General features: G+C 65.4%; 20 protein-coding genes. 6 read left to right on the forward strand and 14 right to left on the reverse strand.

All coding sequences use genetic code 11. The annotated features are described in order from the left end of the window. Nucleotides 1-73: 73 nt before the first annotated feature. Together Q376_RS0120505 and Q376_RS0120510 are read right to left on the reverse strand one after the other, a co-directional pair. Nucleotides 74-2,572, reverse strand: a complete 2,499-nt coding sequence (locus tag Q376_RS0120505) for an ABC transporter permease (protein WP_027351876.1) — start codon at nucleotides 2,570-2,572, stop codon at nucleotides 74-76. Then, nucleotides 2,569-3,288 (reverse strand): ABC transporter ATP-binding protein, encoded by a 720-nt coding sequence (locus Q376_RS0120510; RefSeq protein ID WP_043449217.1) that lies wholly within the window; start codon nucleotides 3,286-3,288, stop codon nucleotides 2,569-2,571. The genes Q376_RS0120505 and Q376_RS0120510 overlap by 4 nt, the downstream gene beginning before the upstream one ends. 97 nt (nucleotides 3,289-3,385) lie before the next feature. Between Q376_RS0120510 and Q376_RS0120515 the strand changes: the two genes are divergently transcribed. Further along, nucleotides 3,386-4,144 carry a GDSL-type esterase/lipase family protein gene (locus tag Q376_RS0120515; protein ID WP_081803688.1) on the forward strand — a complete coding sequence of 253 codons (759 nt, stop codon included), beginning with the start codon at nucleotides 3,386-3,388 and terminating at the stop codon, nucleotides 4,142-4,144. Nucleotides 4,145-4,219: 75 nt separating this feature from the next. Beyond that, a complete protein-coding gene (locus Q376_RS23805) occupies nucleotides 4,220-5,206 on the forward strand; it encodes a CorA family divalent cation transporter (protein WP_043449222.1) in 987 nt (328 codons plus the stop codon). A gap of 52 nt (nucleotides 5,207-5,258) precedes the next feature. Here Q376_RS23805 and Q376_RS0120525 read toward each other — a convergent pair whose 3' ends face one another. Further along, a complete protein-coding gene (locus tag Q376_RS0120525; RefSeq protein ID WP_027351879.1) occupies nucleotides 5,259-5,531 on the reverse strand; it encodes an Rdx family protein in 273 nt (90 codons plus the stop codon). Nucleotides 5,532-5,810: 279 nt separating this feature from the next. Between Q376_RS0120525 and Q376_RS0120530 the strand changes: the two genes are divergently transcribed. Both Q376_RS0120530 and ettA read left to right on the forward strand, forming a co-directional pair. Beyond that, nucleotides 5,811-6,008 carry a PA3496 family putative envelope integrity protein gene (locus Q376_RS0120530; protein ID WP_027351880.1) on the forward strand — a complete coding sequence of 66 codons (198 nt, stop codon included), beginning with the start codon at nucleotides 5,811-5,813 and terminating at the stop codon, nucleotides 6,006-6,008. 238 nt (nucleotides 6,009-6,246) lie between these two features. Next, the gene (ettA, locus tag Q376_RS0120535) at nucleotides 6,247-7,908 is read left to right on the forward strand and encodes an energy-dependent translational throttle protein EttA (RefSeq protein WP_027351881.1); all 1,662 of its coding nucleotides are present in this window, start codon (nucleotides 6,247-6,249) and stop codon (nucleotides 7,906-7,908) included. 78 nt (nucleotides 7,909-7,986) lie between these two features. Here ettA and lpxL read toward each other — a convergent pair whose 3' ends face one another. The 11 genes from lpxL to Q376_RS0120590 form a co-directional block, all read right to left on the reverse strand. Beyond that, a complete protein-coding gene (gene lpxL / locus Q376_RS0120540; RefSeq protein ID WP_027351882.1) occupies nucleotides 7,987-8,907 on the reverse strand; it encodes an LpxL/LpxP family Kdo(2)-lipid IV(A) lauroyl/palmitoleoyl acyltransferase in 921 nt (306 codons plus the stop codon). Nucleotides 8,908-9,020: 113 nt separating this feature from the next. After that, nucleotides 9,021-10,133 (reverse strand): alanine racemase, encoded by a 1,113-nt coding sequence (gene alr / locus Q376_RS0120545; RefSeq protein ID WP_027351883.1) that lies wholly within the window; start codon nucleotides 10,131-10,133, stop codon nucleotides 9,021-9,023. Between the two features lie 201 nt (nucleotides 10,134-10,334). Further along, nucleotides 10,335-11,714: a TolC family outer membrane protein gene (locus Q376_RS23810; RefSeq protein ID WP_052365619.1), complete on the reverse strand. Its 1,380-nt coding sequence runs from the start codon at nucleotides 11,712-11,714 to the stop codon at nucleotides 10,335-10,337. 280 nt (nucleotides 11,715-11,994) lie between these two features. Further along, on the reverse strand, nucleotides 11,995-13,029 hold the full coding sequence (rpoS, locus tag Q376_RS0120555; protein ID WP_043449228.1) for an RNA polymerase sigma factor RpoS: 1,035 nt from the start codon (nucleotides 13,027-13,029) through the stop codon (nucleotides 11,995-11,997). A 160-nt stretch (nucleotides 13,030-13,189) separates the two neighbouring features. Further along, nucleotides 13,190-14,182: a peptidoglycan DD-metalloendopeptidase family protein gene (locus tag Q376_RS0120560; RefSeq protein WP_052365620.1), complete on the reverse strand. Its 993-nt coding sequence runs from the start codon at nucleotides 14,180-14,182 to the stop codon at nucleotides 13,190-13,192. Beyond that, nucleotides 14,175-15,122: a DUF368 domain-containing protein gene (locus tag Q376_RS0120565; RefSeq protein WP_027351886.1), complete on the reverse strand. Its 948-nt coding sequence runs from the start codon at nucleotides 15,120-15,122 to the stop codon at nucleotides 14,175-14,177. Before Q376_RS0120565 ends, Q376_RS0120560 begins: the two co-directional genes overlap by 8 nt. Beyond that, nucleotides 15,119-15,808 carry a protein-L-isoaspartate(D-aspartate) O-methyltransferase gene (locus tag Q376_RS0120570; protein ID WP_027351887.1) on the reverse strand — a complete coding sequence of 230 codons (690 nt, stop codon included), beginning with the start codon at nucleotides 15,806-15,808 and terminating at the stop codon, nucleotides 15,119-15,121. The genes Q376_RS0120565 and Q376_RS0120570 overlap by 4 nt, the downstream gene beginning before the upstream one ends. Nucleotides 15,809-15,818: 10 nt before the next feature. Next, entirely contained in the window at nucleotides 15,819-16,577 is a 759-nt protein-coding gene (surE, locus tag Q376_RS0120575) for a 5'/3'-nucleotidase SurE (RefSeq protein WP_027351888.1), read from the reverse strand. Between the two features lie 37 nt (nucleotides 16,578-16,614). Further along, entirely contained in the window at nucleotides 16,615-17,655 is a 1,041-nt protein-coding gene (truD, locus tag Q376_RS0120580) for a tRNA pseudouridine(13) synthase TruD (RefSeq protein ID WP_155834423.1), read from the reverse strand. Next, nucleotides 17,652-17,957 (reverse strand): cell division protein FtsB, encoded by a 306-nt coding sequence (gene ftsB, locus Q376_RS0120585; RefSeq protein ID WP_027351890.1) that lies wholly within the window; start codon nucleotides 17,955-17,957, stop codon nucleotides 17,652-17,654. The genes truD and ftsB overlap by 4 nt, the downstream gene beginning before the upstream one ends. 93 nt (nucleotides 17,958-18,050) lie before the next feature. Then, entirely contained in the window at nucleotides 18,051-18,602 is a 552-nt protein-coding gene (locus Q376_RS0120590) for an NUDIX hydrolase (RefSeq protein WP_027351891.1), read from the reverse strand. 63 nt (nucleotides 18,603-18,665) lie between these two features. Between Q376_RS0120590 and Q376_RS0120595 the strand changes: the two genes are divergently transcribed. Together Q376_RS0120595 and Q376_RS0120600 are read left to right on the forward strand one after the other, a co-directional pair. Next, nucleotides 18,666-19,340, forward strand: coding sequence for a CoA pyrophosphatase (locus Q376_RS0120595; protein WP_027351892.1), 675 nt, complete (start codon nucleotides 18,666-18,668; stop codon nucleotides 19,338-19,340). Further along, a complete protein-coding gene (locus Q376_RS0120600; protein WP_027351893.1) occupies nucleotides 19,337-20,023 on the forward strand; it encodes a 2OG-Fe(II) oxygenase in 687 nt (228 codons plus the stop codon). The genes Q376_RS0120595 and Q376_RS0120600 overlap by 4 nt, the downstream gene beginning before the upstream one ends. The last annotated feature ends 159 nt before the right edge of the window (nucleotides 20,024-20,182 follow it).

Consider the following 20,182-nt stretch of genomic DNA (forward strand, 5'->3'; position numbering starts at 1 on the left):
CACCGCCTTGACCCGCCAGGGATACTCCCCATTCAGCTTCATGTGCCCACTTTTGGCTACCGAAGCGTGTCGATCACCCCTCCCCCAGCAGTTTGAGACTCTCCAATGGTGCGGTGCGGCGCAGGGAGCGCGAGAGCAGCAGTCCGATTCCGCCGATCAGCAGCGCACCGAGCGGAGGCATCGATAGCCACAGCAGCGGATGCAGCCTCGCCGGCAGATCCAGCCAACCGAGGTAGAGCGCGGCAGCGGCCAGCTCGGCGAGCGCGGCGCCGAGCAGCCCGCTGCCGGCACCGAGCAGCACGAACTCGGTGGCCTGGACGCGCAGCAGGTAGCGGTCTCCCGCGCCGAATACCCGCAGCAGCGCTCCCTCGTGGGCCCGCGCGGGATGCGAGACGATCATCGCCGCGTAGAGCACGGCGACCCCGGCGAACAGCACCAGCGCCAGGATCGCCTCCACCGCTCGCGAGACCTGGGCGAGGATCTCGCGCAGCTGGGTGAGCAAGGCATCTATATCGAGCAGCGTGACCGAGGGAAAGTCCCGCACCAGCCGGTTGAGCAGCCCCTGGTGCTCGGCGGATAGATAGAAGGAGGTGATGTAGCTGGCACCGAAGCGCTCGAGCTCTCCCGGAGGGAAGATCACGAAGAAATTGGGCCGGAACGCCTCCCACTCGACTTCACGGATACTGGTCACCCGCGCGTCGAGGATTTCGCCGCCGATATCGAAGCCGAGCACGTCACCCAGTTTGATCCCGAGGCGTTCGGACAGATCGCTCGCGATCGATATCGGTGCAGGCTCCCCTCCCTCATCCAGGCTGAACCACTCACCCGAGATGATCTGGTTGTCGGGTGGCATCTCCTCGCGCCAGGTGAGGTTGATCTCGCGGCTCAGGTTGCCATCCTCGCGGGCCTCCTCCGGCACCGCCTGGCGTGCGGTGACACCGTTGATCATGGTCAGGCGCCCGCGCACGATCGGGAAGAAGTCCGAGCGTGACTCGCCGCTGCCATCGAGCGCGCGGGCGAAGGCATCCAGCTGGCTCGGCTGGATGTTGATCGCAAACTGGTTCGGCGCATCCTCCGGCAGCCTCGCCTGCCAGTCGCTGATCACATCGCCGCGCACCAGGCTGATGATCGCCATCGCCGCGAAGGTCACCGAGAACGCCACCAGTTGGCCCACGCTCGCCTGGCGCCTGAGCGCCAGCTGTCGGGCACCGATGCGCAGGGTCGAGGGTAGCCAGCGGGCGGTGTAGAACAGAAGATCCAGCGCCAACCAAGTCGCTCCCCACAGCGCAGCGAGCAGCACCAGCCCACCCAGCAGCACGCCGAGCGAGAGCAGCAGCTCGCCGCTGTAGAGCCAAAGCAATGCACCGAAGCAGAGGGTAGCGACGCCCAGCGCTAGCCATCCCGACACCGGCAGCGGTTCGAGCTCGCGGCGCAGCACCTTGAGCGCGCTGACCTGACGCAGCCGGGCGAGAGTCGGCCCGGCGAAGCCGATCAGCACGGCGAGTGCGGTGAGCAGCCCCATCGCCAGCGGAGCCAAACCCGGCGCGGGCAGCTCGAGCGGAAGGAACGCAGCCAGCAGCCGCACCAGCAGCGCCTGGCCCAGTGCGCCAAGCAATGCGCCCACCAGCGTAGCGGCAAGCGCCAGCCAGGCGAGCTGCAGCACGAACAGCGCCACCAGGTCACGCTGGACCATGCCGAAACAACGCGCCAGCGCGGCGGCATCGAGATGACGCTCGACGTAGCGGCGGATCGCCATCGCCACCGCGACACCCGCGAGCAGCACCGCAGCGAGCCCCGCCAGGCTCAGGTACTGCTGGGCGCGCTCGAGGGCACGTCCGAGGCTCGGGCTGTCCTCGCGCACATCGAGCACCCGTATCCCTTGGTCGCGCCAGCGCTGCAACTGCGGATCGAGGCTTGCAAGCTGCGCGGCGTCACCTGCCGCCATCAGCCGGTAGGTCAGTCTCGCCCCGGGCTGCAGCAGCCCACTGCCGTCGAGATCAGCCCGCTGGATCATCACCCGCGGGCTCAGGTCCTCGAAGCCGAGCTGCTGGTCGGGCTCGCTCAAAAGCCATGCGTCCACTCGGTAGCGCTGGCTGCCGAGCTGGAGCTCATCGTCGAGCTGCAGGCCCAGCAGTTGGGCGAGTCGCGGCTCGACCCAGACCGAGCCGCGCGGCGGGCCGCCCTGGGTATCGAACGCGCCGTCTCCGCGATCGATGATCACGGTGCCATACAGCGGGTAGTTCGCATCCACGCCTTTGAAGCTGACCATCTGGAAGCCGTCGTCGCGACTCGCCATCGACACGCTGCGTATCTGTTCACTCAGCCGCATGCCCGCCGCTTCGAGCCGACCCACGGTATCGGCATCGAAATCGCTGCCCTTGACCAGCACCAGGTCACCACCGAGCAGCCGCCCGGCCTGACGCTCGAGCCCTGATTCGACCCTCTCGAGGAAAAAACCGATCATCGTGGTCGCCGCCACCGCGACACACAGTGCGATGAACAACGCCCTGACGTCCGACGCCCGGGCATCGCGACGCAGCGCGCGCAACGAGTAGCCGAGCAGATGGATCATCGCTGCCACTCCGGCTCGACGTCGTCACGGGTCTCGCGTATCCGCCCCTGTTCGAGATGCAGCCGGCGCTGGCAGCGGCTGGCAAGTGCCAGATCGTGGGTCACCAGCACCAGGGTGGTCCCGCGTTCACGATTGAGCGAGAACAGAAGATCGATGATGCGCTGGCCGGTCGCTCGATCGAGGTTGCCGGTCGGCTCGTCGGCGAACACCAGTTTCGGCTCGGTGACGAACGCCCTCGCCACCGCCACGCGCTGCTGCTCGCCGCCGGAAAGCTGCTTGGGCAGATGCCCTGCGCGTTCATTGAGCCCGACCCGCTCGAGCCAGCGGCGGGCGAGCGCGGCATCGGCGCGCCCAGCGGCCATTTCGAGCGGCAGCATCACATTCTCTAGCGCAGTCAGCGTCGGCAGCAGTTGGAAGTTCTGGAACACGAAGCCGACGCGCCCCGCGCGCAGCCGCGCCCGGCCATCCTCGTCGAGATCCGCGAGCTGCTGACCGAAGAGCTCGATGCTGCCGCTGGTCGGCGCATCGAGCCCGGCCATCAGTCCGAGCAGGGTCGATTTGCCCGCGCCGGAGCTGCCCAGCACCGCGACGCTCTCGCCGGCGCCGATCGATAGACTCAGGCCATCGAGGATCGATAGCCGCCGCTCGCCGATACCGACCGTCTTGTTCAAGTCATCGACGCGAATCACCGGTTGGTCGTGTTTCTGCTCACCCATAGTTCGTCCGATCTCGCGTCTCGTCTTATCATAAGGGGGTGTCGATGCCGTCGAGGTGTGCGCCATAGCGGCCCATCCCCATCGCAAGGAGCGCAAGATGTCCCCACCTTCACGCCCCCAACTCTTCGTCTCGCGCCTCGACGCTCAAGGGCGGGCGTGTATCGATCATACGCGCGACTCGACCAAAGCATGGTCCGGAGAGGATATTTTTCAACGTCGGGCAAGCAAATGGCTGGCGCTGCTGCTGTTCCTGCTGGTCTCGCTGATCGTGACGGCGCCGCTTCTCCACGCCGAGGACGAGTCCGATCGACCGACGGTCATGGTCTTCGGCGACAGCCTCAGCGCGGCGCTCGGCATCGAACGCGAGCAAGGCTGGGTGAATTTGCTCTCCGAGCGCCTCGGCGATCAGTATCGGGTGGTCAATCCAAGCATCAGCGGCGAAACCACGGCGGGCGGCCTCGAACGCCTGCCCGCGGCGCTCGAGCGCTATCGACCCGAATACGTACTGCTCGAACTGGGCGGCAACGATGGGCTCCAGGGCCTGCCACCGCCGCAAATGCGCGCCAACCTCGCCCGGATGATCGAACTCATCCGCGCCGAAGGCGCCCAGGTGGTGCTGCTCGGCATCATGATCCCGCCCAATTATGGCCAACCCTACGCCGATGCCATCGCCGGGGTCTATCCGGCGCTGGCGCAAGAGTACGCCATCCCCTACCTGCCGTTTTTGCTCGACGGCGTGGCGCTGGACAATACGCTGATGCAAAACGACGGCATCCACCCGAACGCCAGCGCCCAGCCCCAGGTGCTCGACAACGTATGGCAAGTGCTGGCGCCGCTGCTCGGTGAACCTAGCTGATCTTCGCATCGACTCGCCGTCCCCCGCTCGGCGAACAGCACCACGAGACCCAAGCCAGGCCCAAGGAGAGCTTTCATGGCGCAGACCGGCAGCGCACTAGTGGCGGCCTATCGACTCGATGGCAAAGGCGGCGGACATGCTCTGAGTACGGAAACGCTGAACGCAGCCTGGGACAGCGATCCCAACGATATCTGGATGCATCTCGACTTCACCTTTGGGGACGCCGACTACTATCTTTCCACCCTCGCCGAGCTCGACGAGGCGCTGATCGAGGCACTGCTCGAAGAGTACACTCGCCCTCGCGTGGCGCGCTTTTCCGGCGGCCTGATGACCACCTTGCGCGGCGTCAACCTCAACCCGGGGGAGGCGCCGGACGACCTGATCTCGCTGCGGGTATGGCTGAGCCACAATCGGCTGATCACGCTGCGTCGCCGTCCGCTGCAGGCGATCCAGCAGGTTCGCGACGATCTCGCCTCGGGCAGCGGTGCGTCGAACGTCACCGCGCTGATGGTCGAGATGGCGGACCACATGATCGACCAGATGGGGGAGCTGCTGCTCGAGATCGACGAGGCGCTCAGCCAGGGCGAGGAGAAGATGCTGGCCGGCACCGAGCTCAACGGCGACGATCTGGCCCGGCTGCGCCGGCCGATGATCACCCTGCGTCGATTCATGGAGCCACAGTACGACTGTCTCAATCGCCTCTGCGATGCCTCGCTCGGTCTCGACGAGGCCAACCGGCTGGCGCTGCGCGAGGTCGCCAATCACCTCTACCGCTACATCGAGGACGTGCGCGCGATGCAGGAGCGCGCACTGATCATCCAGGAGCAGATCTGGAGCATCCACAACGAGCGGCTCAACAGCCGAATGTATTTGCTGTCGATCATCACCGTGCTGTTCCTGCCGCTGACCTTCCTCACTGGACTTCTGGGCATCAACGTAGGCGGCATCCCCGGAGCGAACAATCCCTACGGCTTCGCACTGGTCCTGGTCCTCTGCCTGCTGGTCAGCGTGCTGGTGCTGGCCGCGGTCTGGGGCTGGCAGCGCTATCGCCAGCGCGGATAGACCAGCACGGATAGATCAGCACAGATAGACCAGTGCGAACAGGGAATCGGCATCAGCCGTGGCGATCGATATGCCCCAGGTCGCGCTCGGGATCGAGCCGGTCCCGCACCAGCCGCTTGAGCGCCTTGATCTCGGGGAAGCCTTCGTCACGCACCCGCTCCCACAGGGTTTCGCCATCGACGAGGATCTCGAAGCGCCCGCCATGGCTCGGCACCAGCGCGACCTCCTCGAGCGATTCGCCGAAGGTCTGCAGCAATTCCTGCGCATACCAGCCGGCGCGCAGCAGCCAGTGGCACTGGGTGCAGTAATGGATGGCTATCTTCATTGCGTTTCCTCATGGTTGGATGGAGGCCGAAGGCCCGGCGAATGCGCCCCGGCGCGGCAGCCTTTCCGGCATCGGGTATACAGGGTCGACGCCTGGCGATGAGCATTCTCCACCGCAATCGCCGCAGGCTCCAGAGCGGCGAAAACCAGCCATGCCGCGCTCCCACTTCCGACCGTCGCCGAGACGTTGGACAAAGCGCTTGTCATCGGCAGCCAAGCACGTTATACAGCGTTCATGCTTTTCAAAGAGGCAAAAACACGCTTCGTTGGAGGTGTCAAGATGAGCTCGGAACTCTACTCGGATCAGCAGGACGACGGCGACGATCTGGAAGCCGTCAATGACGAGATCTTCGCCCCCAAGAGCCGCGCCAAGAGCGATCCGCGCACACGGCGGCGGGTCGAGGCGCTGCTCGAGGAGCGGCGCTTGCAGCGCCTGATCGAGGATGCCTGGGACGGGGAGTTCGACGAAGAGGAGTAACTCTTCCGCCAGCGCTTCGCTCCCCCTTCGACGACGCCTCCGGGCGTCGTCGACGTTTCGCCCTCCGCCTGTTCCCGGATTCTCCTTCTCCGGCTGGTCTTGCCCGGCTCGGCTCTTTATCATCGGCCCCATTCGCCGGGGGAATCCATCGCCTATGCGCCGAGCGCGCGGGCAGCCTATGCGATCGAGACGCATCGCTCCCCCTAAGTGCAACAAACCACGAGGAAGATCGTCACACATGGCGCAATACGTCTATTCGATGAACCGGGTCGGCAAGGTCGTCCCGCCCAAGCGCGAAATCCTCAAGGACATCTCGCTCTCATTCTTCCCTGGCGCCAAGATCGGCGTACTTGGCCTCAATGGTTCGGGCAAGTCCTCGCTGCTGCGGATCATGGCCGGCGTCGACCAGGAGTACAACGGCGAAGCCGTGCCGATGCCCGGCATCAACGTCGGCTATCTGCCCCAGGAGCCCCAGCTCGACGACGCCAAGACGGTGCGAGAAACGGTCGAAGAGGCGCTCGGTGAGGTCAAGAGCGCCCAGGCCGAGCTCGAGGCGGTCTACGCCGCCTATGCCGAACCGGACGCCGACTTCGACGCCCTGGCCGCCAAGCAGGCGAGGCTCGAGAACATCATCGAGGCAGCCGACGCCCACAATCTGGAGCGCAAGCTCGAAGTCGCCGCCGAGGCGCTGCGCCTGCCGCCGTGGGAGGCCAGGATCGAGCATCTCTCCGGCGGCGAGCGCCGTCGCGTGGCGCTCTGCCGGCTGCTGCTCTCGAACCCCGACATGCTGCTGCTCGACGAGCCGACCAACCACCTCGACGCCGAATCGGTCGGCTGGCTCGAGCGATTTTTGGTCGAGTATCCTGGCACCGTGGTCGCGGTGACCCACGATCGCTACTTCCTCGACAACGCCGCCGGCTGGATCCTCGAGCTCGACCGCGGCCGCGGCATCCCCTTCGAGGGCAACTACTCCGACTGGCTCGAAGCCAAGGAGAAGCGTCTGGAGCAGGAGGCCAAGCAGGAGGCCTCGCGCCAGAAGGCGATCAAGCAGGAGCTCGAGTGGGTGCGCCAGGGCCAGAAGGGCCGGCAGGCGAAGAGCAAGGCGCGCCTGTCCAGGTTCGAGGAGATGCAGTCCAGCGACTTCCAGAAGCGCAACGAGACCAATGAGATCTACATTCCGCCCGGCCCGCGCCTGGGCGACAAGGTGATCGAGTTCCACGGCGTGACCAAGCGCTTCGAGGACAAGGTGCTGTTCGAGGACCTTTCCTTTACCGTTCCGACCGGTGCGATCGTCGGCATCATCGGCGGCAACGGCGCCGGCAAGTCGACGCTGTTCAAGCTGGTGACCGGCAAGGAGCAGCCGGACGCGGGCGAGGTCGTGCTCGGCGAAACGGTCAAGATCGCCTACGTCGAGCAGCTGCGTGACCACCTCGACGACAGCCAGACGGTATGGCAGGCGGTCTCCGATGGTCAGGACGTGCTCAACATCAACGGCTACGAGACCTCTTCGCGCGCCTACGTCGGTCGCTTCAACTTCAAGGGCACCGACCAGCAGAAATTCCTCCGCGACCTCTCGGGCGGCGAGCGCGGCCGGCTGCAGCTGGCGCAGACGCTGAAGCAGGGCGCCAACGTGCTGCTGCTCGACGAGCCTTCCAACGACCTCGACATCGAGACCCTGCGTGCGCTCGAGGAGGCCCTGCTCGCCTTCCCCGGCTGCGCCATGGTGATCAGCCACGACCGCTGGTTCCTCGACCGCGTCGCCACCCACATCCTGGCCTACGAGGGTGACTCCCAGGTGACCTTCTTCGAGGGCTCCTATACCGAGTACGAGGCGGACTATCGCAAGCGAGTCGGCAGCGACGTACCGAAGAAGGTCAAGTACAAGCGCATCGACGCCTGAGCACGCCTTCGCAACCTTCCGCGCCCGCTCATCGGCGGGCGCGGAAGAAAACCGAGGAGGTTGGGACCGGATCTCGGCCTAATAGAGCGAGGATTCGCCGGCGGGACGCGTCTTGAAGCGGCGGTGCAGCCATAGATACTGCTCAGGATGGCGGCGGATCGCCTGCTCGATGAAGGCGTTGACCCGCGTGGCGTCAGCTACGTCGTCACCGCTCGGATAGCCTTCCAGCGCAGGCAGGTACTCGAGGGTGTAGGTGTAGTCGTCGTCGTTACGATGGAACATCAGCGGCATCACCGGGGCCCCGGTCATTTTAGCGATCTTGGCGGTGAGCTTGATGGTCGCGGCATCGACGCCGAAGAAAGGAGCGAACACGCTGGCATCGCGGCCGAAATCCTGGTCGGGGGAGTACCACACCGCATTGCCCGCCTTGATCCGCTTGACCACGCCGCGCAGGTCGTGGCGATCGATCGCCTGTCCGAATATCCGATTGCGTGCGCGGGTCATGAACTTCTCGAATACCGGATTGTTGTGCTTGCGATAGACCACATCGGCATCGAAGAACAGCGAGTGCAGCGCACCGCCGAGATCCAGGGTCGAGAAGTGGATGCCGATGATCAGCACGCCCTTGCCCTCGGCCTTGGCCCGCTCCATGTACTCGGTGCCCTTGAATACCACACGATGGCGCATGTGCTCGGGGTCGCGGCACCAGCCTGTGGCGGTCTCGAGCACCCCGATGCCATTGGCGTGGAAGGTGCGCTTCACCAACGCCTCTCGCTGGGCATCATCGAGCTCGGGGAAGCACAGCCGCAGATTGGTCTCAGTGATGTGGCGACGCCGCTTGAGCGTTCGGTAGACGAGCTCCCCCAGCCCCTTGCCGATCCACAGCTTCAGCCGCCATGGCAGGAAAGCGCCGATGCGCATCGCAGCGATCATCGCCCAGGTGGGCCAGAAGCGGGGATGAAGATGGCTTTCGGGGTAGGGTTTCTTCTGCTTTGCCATATGAAATCGCGTGCCATAGGTCGAAGGAACACCGCTCAGCCACGAACGACCGAGCGCGCCGCATTGTACCCATAAAGCACGCCGGATGCAGACGGTTCCAGGACGCCAGCGCCTTAGCCTGCGCTCACGACCCGGGGCACCCGCGGCAGTATGCCGGTGAGCAAGGTATAGCTGATCGTGTCGCAGTACCTGGCCACCTCGTCGACGCTGAGCTGCGAGCCATCCTCGGCCCGCCCCCAGAGCGTCACCTTGGCGCCGATGCCGGCAGTGGGGAGATCGGTGAGATCGACGGTGAGCATGTCCATCGACACCTTGCCGGCGATCGCGCTGCGCCGGCCATCGACCAGCACCGGGGTACCGTCCACGGCGTGGCGGTCATAGCCATCGCCGTAGCCGCAGGCGACCACACCGATGCGCGTCGGCCGCGAGGCGATGAAGCGCCCACCATAGCCGACCGGCTCGCCGGGCGCGACGCTGCGCACTGCGATCACTTCGCTCTCGAGCGTCATCACCGGGCGCAGCCGAGCGCTGAACGCATTGGCGCGCTCGAGCGGATCGGCACCATAGAGCATCAGCCCGGGTCGATGCCATTGCCCGCGCGCCCGAGCCAGGGCGAGCGTCGCCGGGGAGTTGGCGAGACAGCACGGCACCTCGTAGCCTTCGGCCTCGAGCCGGTGCCGCAGCGCCTCGATCTCGGCGAGCTGGCGATTGGCGTAGGCCATGTCAGCTCCGTCCGCAGTGGCGAAATGGGTGACCAGGTGGACCCCACATACCTTGGGACTGAGCGCGAGGCGTCGCCAGTGGCGCACGAAATCCTCGGTGCCGAACCCTAGTCGGTGCATCCCTGAGTCGAACTTCAGCCAAACGTTGACCGGTGCGGGCAGCCGGCTGCGCTCCACCGCTTCGATCTGCCAGTCGCTGTGCAGCGTGGTCCAGAAGCCCTCCCGGGCGATGATCTCGAGCTCCGACTCCTCGAAGAATCCCTCGAGCAGCACGATCGGCTTGTCGATGCCTCCTTCGCGCAGCTCGAGCGCCTCCTCGATGCAGGCCACTGCGAAGGCCGGGGCCATGGGCTCGAGCGCGCGCGCGCAGGCGAGCGCGCCGTGGCCATAGGCGTTGGCCTTGAGCACGGCCAGCGCGCGGCTTTCAGGTGCGCATTCGCAGGCGAGTCGGTAGTTGTGTCGGAGGGCATCGAGATCGAGCTTCGCGCGCAGCGGGCGGGCCATGGGGTTTCCTGAATGACTGAGGGGTGGCGAGAGTCGTATGCCGCTCGAGCAGGCGGACGTGAATCATCGCGGCTTCGAAACATTATTATTTTTCAACGCTCGAGCGATTGCACGGTGATTCCAAACGAAAGACCCGATCCATTGCGAATGGATCGGGTCTTTTGCCGCCGCTACGCAGTAAAAACCTCTGCGCGGCAAACGCTACTGCTGCATACCCATCTGGCTCAGGTCGATCTGCGCATCACCGATCGGCTGCTCGCCCTGGGCGTCGATGCGGATGGGATTGTCATCCACCACCAGCCAGCGATTGAGCACATCGAGGGTATCGACATCGAGCACCCCGGCCTGCTGGCGCAGACTGAGCATGTTGAGCACGTAGTCATAGCGCGCGCTGGCGTAGTCGGAAAGCGCGGTGTAGTAGTTCTGCTGGGCGGTGAGCACGTCGAGGATGGTACGCGTTCCCGCATCGTAGCCATCCTGGGTCGCCTGCAGCGCAGCACGGTTGGAAACGATCGCACGCTGGCGCGCCTCGACCGTGAGCACGTCGTTGTTGGCCTGGGCGAAGAAAGAGCTGACCTGCTGTACCGCGGTGCGCAGTTGCTCCTCGGCGGTGAACTGCGCCTGCTCGAGAGAGTAGGTGTTCTGGCGTACCTGGGCGCTGGTCGAGCCCCCGGTGTAGATCGGCAACGTGGCCTGCAGACCGATGCTGTTCGACTCGTCGTAGCCGATGTAGTTGCTGCGGTTACTGTCGCCGTACTGGTAGTTGGCGACCGCCGAGAGCGTCGGCAAGTGCCCGGCACGAGCGACTTTCACGTTCTCTCGGGCCAGATCGATGCCGGCACGGGCAGCGCGCAGGGCAAGGTTCTGGGTGCTCGCCATCTCGACCCAGGCCTGACGGCTGGTCGGCTCCGGCGGTTGGATCGGCAGCTCGTCGGACAAGCGATCGATGCTCGGATACTGCTTGCCGGTGAGCTGCTCGAGGGCTTCGAAGTTGACTCGCAGGATGCTCTCCTGGGAGATCCGCTGTGCGCGGGCGGAGTCGTAGGAGGCTTCGGCCTCGCGCACGTCGGTGGAGGCGATCACCCCGACATCGAACTGCTCGCGGGTCTGGTCGAGCTGACGCTGGTAGGCGGCTTCGGCGGCGCGATAGGTATCGAGCAGCTCCTTGGCGCGCAGAACCTCGAAATAGGCGCTGGCGACGTTGTAGAGCATCACCTGCCGGTTGTTGGAGAAGTTGAGTGACTCCTGGGCGCTCTGCCGCTTGGCCGCCTGGAGGGTATACCAGTTGGTCGCATCGAACAGCGACTGGGTCGCCTGCAGTTCGATCGCCGAGGAGTTATAGGTGCTGTCACCACCGGAAGCCAAGCCACTGGAGGCGCGCGAGCTCTCACTGTTGGAGACATGGTAGCGAGTGATGTTGCCGTTGGCGGTCACCTGCGGCAGCAGGCTGCCACGAGCGATCGCCTCGCCTTCCTGGGTCGCGTTGACCCCGGCCCGGTCGGCCGCGAGGCTGGCATTGTTGAGCAGCGCATCCTGGGCGATCGTGAGCAGATCCGCCGCCTGCGCTACCTGTGAAGCCATGGAGATCCCCAGAACCAACGGCAGCACTCTTAACGTCGACATCGATGCCATCCTATTTGTTGAGCTCTTCGCGTCTCTGTATTCGCCCGCGAATCGAGGGCTCGCCCTCGATAAGAACGCGGATAAAGTTGAATTGGCGAGAAGGTTATCACATCGTCTCGCACTTACATACATCCACGCATGTTAGTTATCGAGTCATCGAGAAAACCCACCCTGACAAGCGCATCCCGCCCGACCATTTGGCCGGGCGGGATGCGAATGCACTGGAAAGGCCGCTCGATCACTCGAAAATGCTATCGAGGGTCAGTCCCTGCTTCTCGAGCATGCGACGCAGCTTCTTGAGCGCCTCGACCTGGATCTGGCGAACCCGCTCGCGGGTCAACCCGATCTCCTCGCCCACCTCCTCGAGGGTCGCCGCTTCGTGGCCACGCAGCCCGAAACGCCGCACCACCACCTGCATCTGCTTGTCGGAGAGTTCGGCGAGCCACTCGTCGACGTGCGCCTTGACGTCGAAGTCGACCAGATTGGACTCGGGCCCGGCTTCGTTCTCGTCGGCGATGGTGTCGATCAAAGGCTTGTCGCTTTCGGCACCGATCGGATAATCGACCGAGGAGACCCGCTCGTTGAGGCCGAGCATCTTCTTCACCGCTTCGACCGGGCGATCGAGATGGGCGGCTATGTCCTCGGCGGTGGCTTCGTGGTCGAGCTTCTGGGTCAGCTCCCGCGCAGCGCGCAGATAGACGTTGAGCTCCTTGACCACGTGGATCGGCAGCCTGATGGTGCGGGTCTGGTTCATCAGCGCCCGCTCTATGGTCTGGCGAATCCACCACGTCGCGTAGGTGGAGAAGCGAAATCCACGCTCCGGGTCGAACTTCTCCACCGCACGAATCAAGCCGAGGTTGCCCTCTTCGATCAGGTCGAGCAAGGTCAGCCCGCGATTGAGATAGCGCCGGGAGATCTTGACCACCAGGCGCAGGTTCGACTCGATCATGCGTTGGCGACCGGCAGGATCACCCTTGCGCGCGAGACGACCGTAGTGGACCTCCTCCTCCGGCGTCAGCAGGGGAGAAAAGCCGATCTCGTTGAGATATATCTGGGTGGCGTCGAGGCTGCCGCTCTGGGCAGGGCGGTCGTCGCGATTGAGGGCGCGCTCGAAGGCGCCATCGTCCTCTTCGTCCTTTTCCTCGTCATCCTGATCGAGTCCGAGGACGCCGCGTTCATCGTCGACCTTGCTCTCTTCGAACTTGTCGTCGGTGAAGAACTCCGCGTTGGCGTTCTGCAGCTCACGTTCCTTCGTTCTAGCTACTGCGCACATGTCGATTCCCCTTCGTCCTTGGGGTGGTCGGTGCGAACGGGTTGCCCGGACGACGACCGAACACCTATGTGACAGCACCATGTCCTCGACTGCCGACGCTTCCGCTCCTCGGTTCCTTCGGGGCGGAAGACGCGCTGGACATGGCGCCTACCCGTAGACCTCAGCGATCCGGCAAGAAAACGATCGGATCCTTCGGCTGGCCATCCTGGCGTATCTCGAAATGCAGCTTGACCTGATCGGCCTCGGTGTCACCCATCGTCGCGATCTGCTGTCCGGTCACCACGACCTCGTCCTCTTTGACGCTGAGTTCGGCGTTGTGCGCGTAAGCACTGAGGAATTGATCATTGTGCTTGATGATGACCAGATTGCCATAACCGCGGACGCCGCTGCCTGCGTAGACGACTATACCGGGACCTGCAGCGTAAACAGGTTGCCCCTTTTGACCCGCGATATCAATGCCCGCGGTGATATCCGTCCTATCGGTGAAACCACCGACCAATCGTCCTTCGGTGGGCCACCGCCAGTCGATCCGGGTCGCCGGGGAATAGCGCCGATTCGGGTCGGCCTGGGGCGCGTGAGCGGTGGACGGCGCAGTGCTCGACGCTACCGGGGCGGGCGCGGGAGTTTGCGCTCCAGCCGCCGCGCCGGTTGCGGCCGTAGCGCCGCTGGATTGGACCACCTGCTGAGCGCCGCTCTGGGCGCCATCGCTGACCTGGGCGCCACCCTGGGAAGACCCTGCCGGCGAGGAGGAGAGCAGCCAGCTGTCGTCGTCACCCGCCGTGCTGGACGCGGCACCGCCGAGGGGAATCGCCTGGGTACCGGTGGCGGAAGGTGCACTCGCCGCGGGGGCACCTGCACCTTCGCGCAGCCTGAGCCGCTGGCCGACGCTGATGATATAGGGCGGCTGGATGTTGTTGAGCTGGGCGATCTGCTGGTAGTCGACGTTCTCGCGCCAAGCGATGCTGTAGAGCGTATCGCCGCTTCTCACCTGATAGGTGCCATCGTCTTCCGGTGCATTGAGCGAGGCGTTCTCGACCAGCGGTACGCCGGTATTGCTCTGGCAGCCAGCCAGCAGAGCCACCGCGACCACGCCGAGCCCGGTGAGGCAGCGACGCTTGCCGCGGGCGAATCGAACCGCGAAAGACCTATCCATGCTTGCGTCCATCCTCGACATTCATCAATCTCCCCTTCGAACCACGTTTGTCGATCACCAGCACCAGCGCGAAGCCCGCCGCCATCAGAGCCAGTGCCGTGGGCAGCTGGGCGGAAACGCCGAACAGCTGCGCATAGTCCCACGGCGTCAGGTAGTCATAGGCGAGCGGCACGCTCTCTCCTCGCGCATCGAGGGTGTAGCTGGTCATCTGCCGCCAGGGCCAGAGGATCGGCAGCGAGCCGAGCAACAAGCCCACCGACCCGGCCAGGGTGGGACCATAATGGTGGCGGAACAGCCAGGACAAAAGCCGCGACGAAGTGAAAAGTCCCACCAGGCAGCCGAGCGCGAAGATCGACAGCACATCGAGGTCGAAGCTTTTCACTGCCCCCATCACCGTACCGTAGAGCCCCATCAGCAGCAGCAGGAAGGTACCCGAAAGGCCCGGCAGCAGCATCGCGCTGATCGCCACCGCGCCGCCGATGAACAGCATCCCCGCGCCACCACCGCTCGGCAGCAGCCCCGGTAGCGACTGTGCGATGAACAAACCGATCACCAGCGGCAGGCCGTGGATCATCCGCCACTCCCCCATCCTCCTCGCCACGATCACCGCCGAGGCCACCACCAGCCCGAAGAAGAAGGCATCGAGCAGCAGCGGATGCTCGACCATCAGCCAGGTGACCAGATGCGCCACGCTGACCAGGCTGACGCCGATGCCCAGCAGCAGCGGGAGCAGGAATCTAAGGTTCAAAAATCTCACCAACCCGCCCAGCCCTTCGCGCCGCCATACCGCAAAGGCGCCGGGGCCGAAGCGCCGGATGGTATCGATCAGCTCTTCGTAGATACCGGTGACGATGGCGATGGTGCCTCCAGAGACACCCGGCACCGCGTCCGCGGCGCCCATCCCCATGCCTTTCAAGAAAAGTGGATACAGCCGTTTCACTCGATCACTCCCTCGATCAGGGGTACGAAACGCACCGGCTCCAGCCGCCGCAGCTGGACGCCGCGAGCGGTCTTGCGCGCGCGTACCAGCCACTGACGGCCGGCGTCCAGGCCATCGGCGCCTTGAAGCGGCGCGATCACCGCACCGCCCGGGCGGAGCTGCTCGATCCACGCGGGGTGGATCTCAGTGGCACAGGCGGTGACCAGGATGGCATCGAAGGGCGCGGCAGCGGGCCAGCCCAGTCGGCCATCATCGTGGCGCAACCGCACGTTGTCCACGCCTAGCCCCTGAAGACGCGCCGCTGCCCTCGCGCTCAGCGCCTCGATCCGCTCGATGCTATGGACGCACTCGAACAGCTGCGCCAACACCAGGGTCTGGTAGCCCGAACCGGTGCCGATCTCGAGCACCCGCCGAGGCGCTTCGCGCAGCGTGAGCTCGCTCATCCTCGCCACCATCCACGGCTGCGACAGGGTCTGGCCATGACCGATCGGCAGCGAGTCGGCGCGATAGGCACGATCGGCGAACGCGGGCTCGACGAACAGATGCCGGGGCGCCCTGGAGAGAACCTCGAGCACCCGCGGTTCGGTGATGCCGGCCTCGGCGAGCGCAGCGACCATTCGATCGCGAACCCGCTGCGAGGTGATCCCGATGCCGGCGATATCCTCATCGCTGAAGCGCGGCCTCATCCATTTCGACTCAGCGTGCAGCGGTGAAGGCCTCAAGCCATGCCTCCAGCGCTCCGAGCGTATCGTGGCGGGTGAGATCGACCAGCAAAGGGGTGATCGATACGTATCCCTGCTCGATCGCCGCGAAGTCGGTTTCCGGCCCGTCGTCCACGTTCTTGCCGGCGGCGGCGATCCAATAGCGCTTCTCGCCGCGCGGATCGATCACCTCGATCGGCATCACAGGCCCCGCCTCGCGATGCCCGAGGCGAGTGATGCGGATTCCCCGCAGCTCCTCCCAGGGAAGATCCGGCACGTTGACGTTGAGCAAGCTGCGCGGCGGCAACGAGAGCGTCGCCGCCGCGCCGACCAGGCTCGCGGCGACCCGGCCGGCGGTGGCGAAATGGCGCCGGCCGGCGAGCGAGATGGCGATCGCAGGCATTCCCAGTGACCGCCCCTCCATCGCCGCCGCCACGGTGCCCGAGTAGAGCACGTCATCGCCCAGGTTGGCGCCGTGGTTGATGCCGGAGACGACGATCTCGGGGCGTTCGTCCCAGAGGCCGCTGACCCCCAGGTAGACGCAGTCCGCCGGAGTGCCGTCGACGCTATAGAAACCGCTTTCCAGGGCGCGGATCGCCAGCGGTTTGCTCAGCGTCAGCGAATTGCTCGCGCCACTCTTGTCGCGATCGGGAGCGATCACTCGCAGCCGAGCGCTGGGCGCCAGCGCGTCGTGGAGCGCGCGTAGACCCGGCGCGTGGACGCCATCGTCGTTGGAGAGCAGCACTCTTCTCATCGTTACTCCTATGGCGTATTGAGGATTGGACGCCCGCTCAAAGCGTCGGCGCGGAGATCAGCTCACGCAGCACCGCAGTGGCGTAAGCCCCCCGCACCAGAGAGAAATCGAGCCGCGCCCCGCCATCGATCGGTGTCCAGCCCGGCTCGATCAGCCTCACGCGCAGCGCCCGCCGGGCCAGCTCGACGCCAGTCCGCTCGAGCCCCTCGACCAGTATCGCTTCATCGGCCACCTGGGCGCGCTCGAACGCCGCGGCTTCACCTTCACTGCCAAGCCGGCCCCGGCCCCACAGCGGCGCGGTCGGGTGGACATCGAATGCACCAAGCCGCGCAGCAAGCGCGGCGGCGTCGTCCTCGGGAGTGGCGAGAAAGTGGCTACCGCTGCCGTCGAGGTTGAGCACCTCGCCCGGCAGCGCAACGTTCCAGAGCCCGGCGGCGACCCTTGCCGCCAGGGTGCGGTTGAACAGATAGCTGCGCGCGGAGGAGAGCAGCAGCCCGCCACGGTCGTCGCGCTTGCGCCAGCCTCGCGCTAGCAGCGCCCTGGCGCGGGGCAGGTTGGCGCCACCGTGGCCGAAGCGCTGGGCGCCGAAATAGTTCGGCGCACCGCTCTGGACCAGCGCTTGCCAGCGTGCCGCGATCGCTTCGCGGTCGCTTTCGGCGAAGCCGATCTCGAGCACGAAACGGTTGAGCCGATGGCTGCCCCGCTTGAGCTTACGCGGGTGGCGATGAACCTCGAGGACCTTCACGCCCTCGCTCGCCAGCGCCTCCAACTGCTCAGGGTCGGGCGCCTCGCGCAGCGGTGCCGAGAGCCACTGGCGGGTGACCGCGTGGCGATCCTTCAGCCCGCTGTAGCCGATCGCCGCTTCGGAAACGCCCAGCACGCGCGAGAGCAGCGACGCCGCCCGCCTGGTATCGACCCCGCGTTTTTCGATCCAAAGCCAGAGATGCTCGCCGTGCCCCTGCGGCGAAAACCCGAATGATTCGATGACCACGAACGCCTCGGGTGTCGCCCGGAAACTGCCCGGCGGGGGTGCATCGCCCAGCGCGCGGGGCCAGTCCGGCAGCACGTCGAGGCTCACTGCCCGCCTCCGCTGCGGGGCGCCGCGGAGACGTCCGGCACCCAAATGAACTGCTCGTCGTTGCGTACCATGCCGAGATCGTTGCGCGCCCGCTCCTCGATCGCATCGAGCCCGGTCTTGAGATCGACCACCTCAGCGGCCAGCTGGTCGTTGCGCTCGCGCAGCTTCTCGTTGTTCTGCTCGAGATCGGCGACCCGCGAAGAGATGGTACGCAGCTCGAGCAGCCCGCCCTCGCCCATCCACAGATGGTATTGAAGCAGCGCGATCAGCAGCAGCAGTGCAAGGGAAAGCCATTTCAGCATCGAAAAACCGTCCATCCATTGTCAGCCTCGCCGGCGAGCGGGCCGGTGGCGATTATGCCATCATCGTTCGCCGCGCGAACGCCGAGACCCGCTTCAACGGGAAAAGAAGCCGCTGGGCGGGCGGGCGATGGTTTCGCGATGCAGAGGGTATTCACCGCGCCGCCGGTCAGTGTAGAAATATCGCAGGGTAATCTCGACGGTAGGAAAGGAGAGCTCATCCCAGGGCACCTCGTGCTCCTCGAACAGCGCCACGTCCAGGCTCTCCGGCCCCGGTGCGTAGCCGCTTCTGAGTTCACCACGAAAGATCATGTAGACCTGATCGATGTGCGGCAGGTCGAACAGCGCGTAGAGCGAAAGCCCCCCGATCTCGGCGCAGGCCTCTTCCCGGGTCTCACGAATGGCTGCCTCGAAAGTGGTCTCGGCGTTTTCCATGAATCCCGCCGGCAGGGTCCAATAGCCACGCCGCGGGGTAATCGCCCGGCGGCAGAGCAGCACTCTGGAACCCGCGTTGATCAGGGTGCCGGCGACGATTCTCGGGTTCTGATAGTGAACCGTGGCACAGTTCGGGCAGACGTAGCGCTCCCGATCGTCCCCCTCGGGCACCATCCTCTCGACACGCGCACCGCAGTGACTGCAGAAATTCATTGGCCGAGGCTCTCCCTGCGGGACCCGGCGTCCACCTTGCCCGCGGCCAGGACGGATCACCAGATGAAAGATGACGCTATGGTAGAGAATCGCACGCAGCTTGAAAAACTGCGCGGCCGACTCGCCCACTATCGCCCTCGTCGGCTGCCTGGTAACTGGCGCCGCGCCGCGGTGCTGATCGCCATCGTCGTCCGGGAGACTCCCGCGCTGCTGCTCACTCTGCGCACCCAGGGCTTGAGCAGCCACGCAGGCCAGGTCGCTTTTCCCGGCGGCAAGCGCGACCCCGGCGAGAGCCTCGAGGCTTGCGCGCTGCGCGAAGCCTGGGAGGAGGTCGGGCTCGAACCCACCCGGGTGGAACTGATCGGCCGGCTCAGCGAGGTGATCTCGGTCACTGGCATCGCAGTCACCCCATTCGTCGGACTGGTGCGCGAACCGCCGAGCTTCATCGCCAATCCCTACGAGGTGGCGTCGGTCTTCGAAGTACCGCTATCGGCGCTGGCGAAAGACCCCCGCCAGCATACCGATGCGATCGACCTGGAGGACGGCCTGACCCTGTTCGTTCCCAGCTATGCTTTCGACGGCTATACCCTTTGGGGGCTTTCGGCGATGATGGTGGTCGAGCTGCTCGACGCCGGCCTGGGTGTCGACATCGGTCTCGATCGCGCGCCTCCCGGGGCGCCGCTGCGCCGCCTGACGAGGCGGCGACAATCCCCCTATCCGACGGATTACTGGCAATGAGCGAGTCCCCCTCCCCCATGGCACCGAGCTGGCTCGACGACGCCGGTCTCGATGCGCTGATCGACCAGCTCGCAAGCCAAGGCTATGCACTGCTCGAGCACCAGGTGCCCGCCTCGCTATGCCTGGCGCTGGCCGAGGAGCTCGCCACCCTGCGCAGGCAACAAGCACTCCACGCCGCCGGTATCGGGCGTGGTAGCGAACACGTGCTACGCCGGGACATCCGCAGTGATTCGATCCACTGGCTCGACCGCTCGACCCAGGCGCAGCGCGAATACTTCGAACTGATGGAACACCTGCGCGGGGCAATCAACCGGGCGCTGTTCCTCGGCCTGTTCGAACTCGAGGCGCACTTCGCCCACTATCCGCCGGGCAGTTTCTACAAGCCCCATCTCGACAGCTTCCGCGGACGCAGCAATCGAGTGATCTCGAGCGTGCTCTATCTCAACCCCGAATGGCCACAGGATGGCGGTGGCGAGATGGTGATCTATCCATCCCAGCCGGAGTTCACCGATGCACCCGGCGAGCCCCTGGTGCTGGTGCGCCCGATGCTCGGCACGCTGGTCTGCTTTCTCTCCGAGACCATGCCCCACGAGGTGCTGCCGACCCGCCTGCCACGTGCCAGCATCGCGGGATGGTTTCGCCGCAACGCATCGCTCGGCGGCACGATCGATCCCGCGCTTTAGCATTCCCTTCTGGATCCGACATTGCGGGTAATGCGTGGTTCGAGTGAGCCTGACGAGGGATCTGGCGGCGGCGGCAAGGCCGTGGTTCGACTCGGCTCATTCCTCACCGGCTATCCGAGCATCCTGAGTAAGCGAAACGCATCGAAGGACACGAACGGT

Source organism: Halotalea alkalilenta DSM 17697, from assembly GCF_000621205.1.
Taxonomy (GTDB): Bacteria; Pseudomonadota; Gammaproteobacteria; order Pseudomonadales; family Halomonadaceae; genus Halotalea; species Halotalea alkalilenta.

Bases quoted from the DNA above. Each gene is read 5' to 3' on its own strand.
- Q376_RS0120505 (WP_027351876.1), bottom strand. From the start codon at position 2,572: ATGATCCATCTGCTCGGCTACTCGTTGCGCGCGCTGCGTCGCGATGCC.
- Q376_RS0120510 (WP_043449217.1), bottom strand. From the start codon at position 3,288: ATGGGTGAGCAGAAACACGACCAACCGGTGATTCGCGTCGATGACTTG.
- Q376_RS0120515 (WP_081803688.1), top strand. From the start codon at position 3,386: ATGTCCCCACCTTCACGCCCCCAACTCTTCGTCTCGCGCCTCGACGCT.
- Q376_RS23805 (WP_043449222.1), top strand. From the start codon at position 4,220: ATGGCGCAGACCGGCAGCGCACTAGTGGCGGCCTATCGACTCGATGGC.
- Q376_RS0120525 (WP_027351879.1), bottom strand. From the start codon at position 5,531: ATGAAGATAGCCATCCATTACTGCACCCAGTGCCACTGGCTGCTGCGC.
- Q376_RS0120530 (WP_027351880.1), top strand. From the start codon at position 5,811: ATGAGCTCGGAACTCTACTCGGATCAGCAGGACGACGGCGACGATCTG.
- ettA (WP_027351881.1), top strand. From the start codon at position 6,247: ATGGCGCAATACGTCTATTCGATGAACCGGGTCGGCAAGGTCGTCCCG.
- lpxL (WP_027351882.1), bottom strand. From the start codon at position 8,907: ATGGCAAAGCAGAAGAAACCCTACCCCGAAAGCCATCTTCATCCCCGC.
- alr (WP_027351883.1), bottom strand. From the start codon at position 10,133: ATGGCCCGCCCGCTGCGCGCGAAGCTCGATCTCGATGCCCTCCGACAC.
- Q376_RS23810 (WP_052365619.1), bottom strand. From the start codon at position 11,714: ATGGCTTCACAGGTAGCGCAGGCGGCGGATCTGCTCACGATCGCCCAG.
- rpoS (WP_043449228.1), bottom strand. From the start codon at position 13,029: ATGTGCGCAGTAGCTAGAACGAAGGAACGTGAGCTGCAGAACGCCAAC.
- Q376_RS0120560 (WP_052365620.1), bottom strand. From the start codon at position 14,182: ATGGATAGGTCTTTCGCGGTTCGATTCGCCCGCGGCAAGCGTCGCTGC.
- Q376_RS0120570 (WP_027351887.1), bottom strand. From the start codon at position 15,808: ATGAGGCCGCGCTTCAGCGATGAGGATATCGCCGGCATCGGGATCACC.
- surE (WP_027351888.1), bottom strand. From the start codon at position 16,577: ATGAGAAGAGTGCTGCTCTCCAACGACGATGGCGTCCACGCGCCGGGT.
- ftsB (WP_027351890.1), bottom strand. From the start codon at position 17,957: ATGCTGAAATGGCTTTCCCTTGCACTGCTGCTGCTGATCGCGCTGCTT.
- Q376_RS0120590 (WP_027351891.1), bottom strand. From the start codon at position 18,602: ATGAATTTCTGCAGTCACTGCGGTGCGCGTGTCGAGAGGATGGTGCCC.
- Q376_RS0120595 (WP_027351892.1), top strand. From the start codon at position 18,666: ATGAAAGATGACGCTATGGTAGAGAATCGCACGCAGCTTGAAAAACTG.
- Q376_RS0120600 (WP_027351893.1), top strand. From the start codon at position 19,337: ATGAGCGAGTCCCCCTCCCCCATGGCACCGAGCTGGCTCGACGACGCC.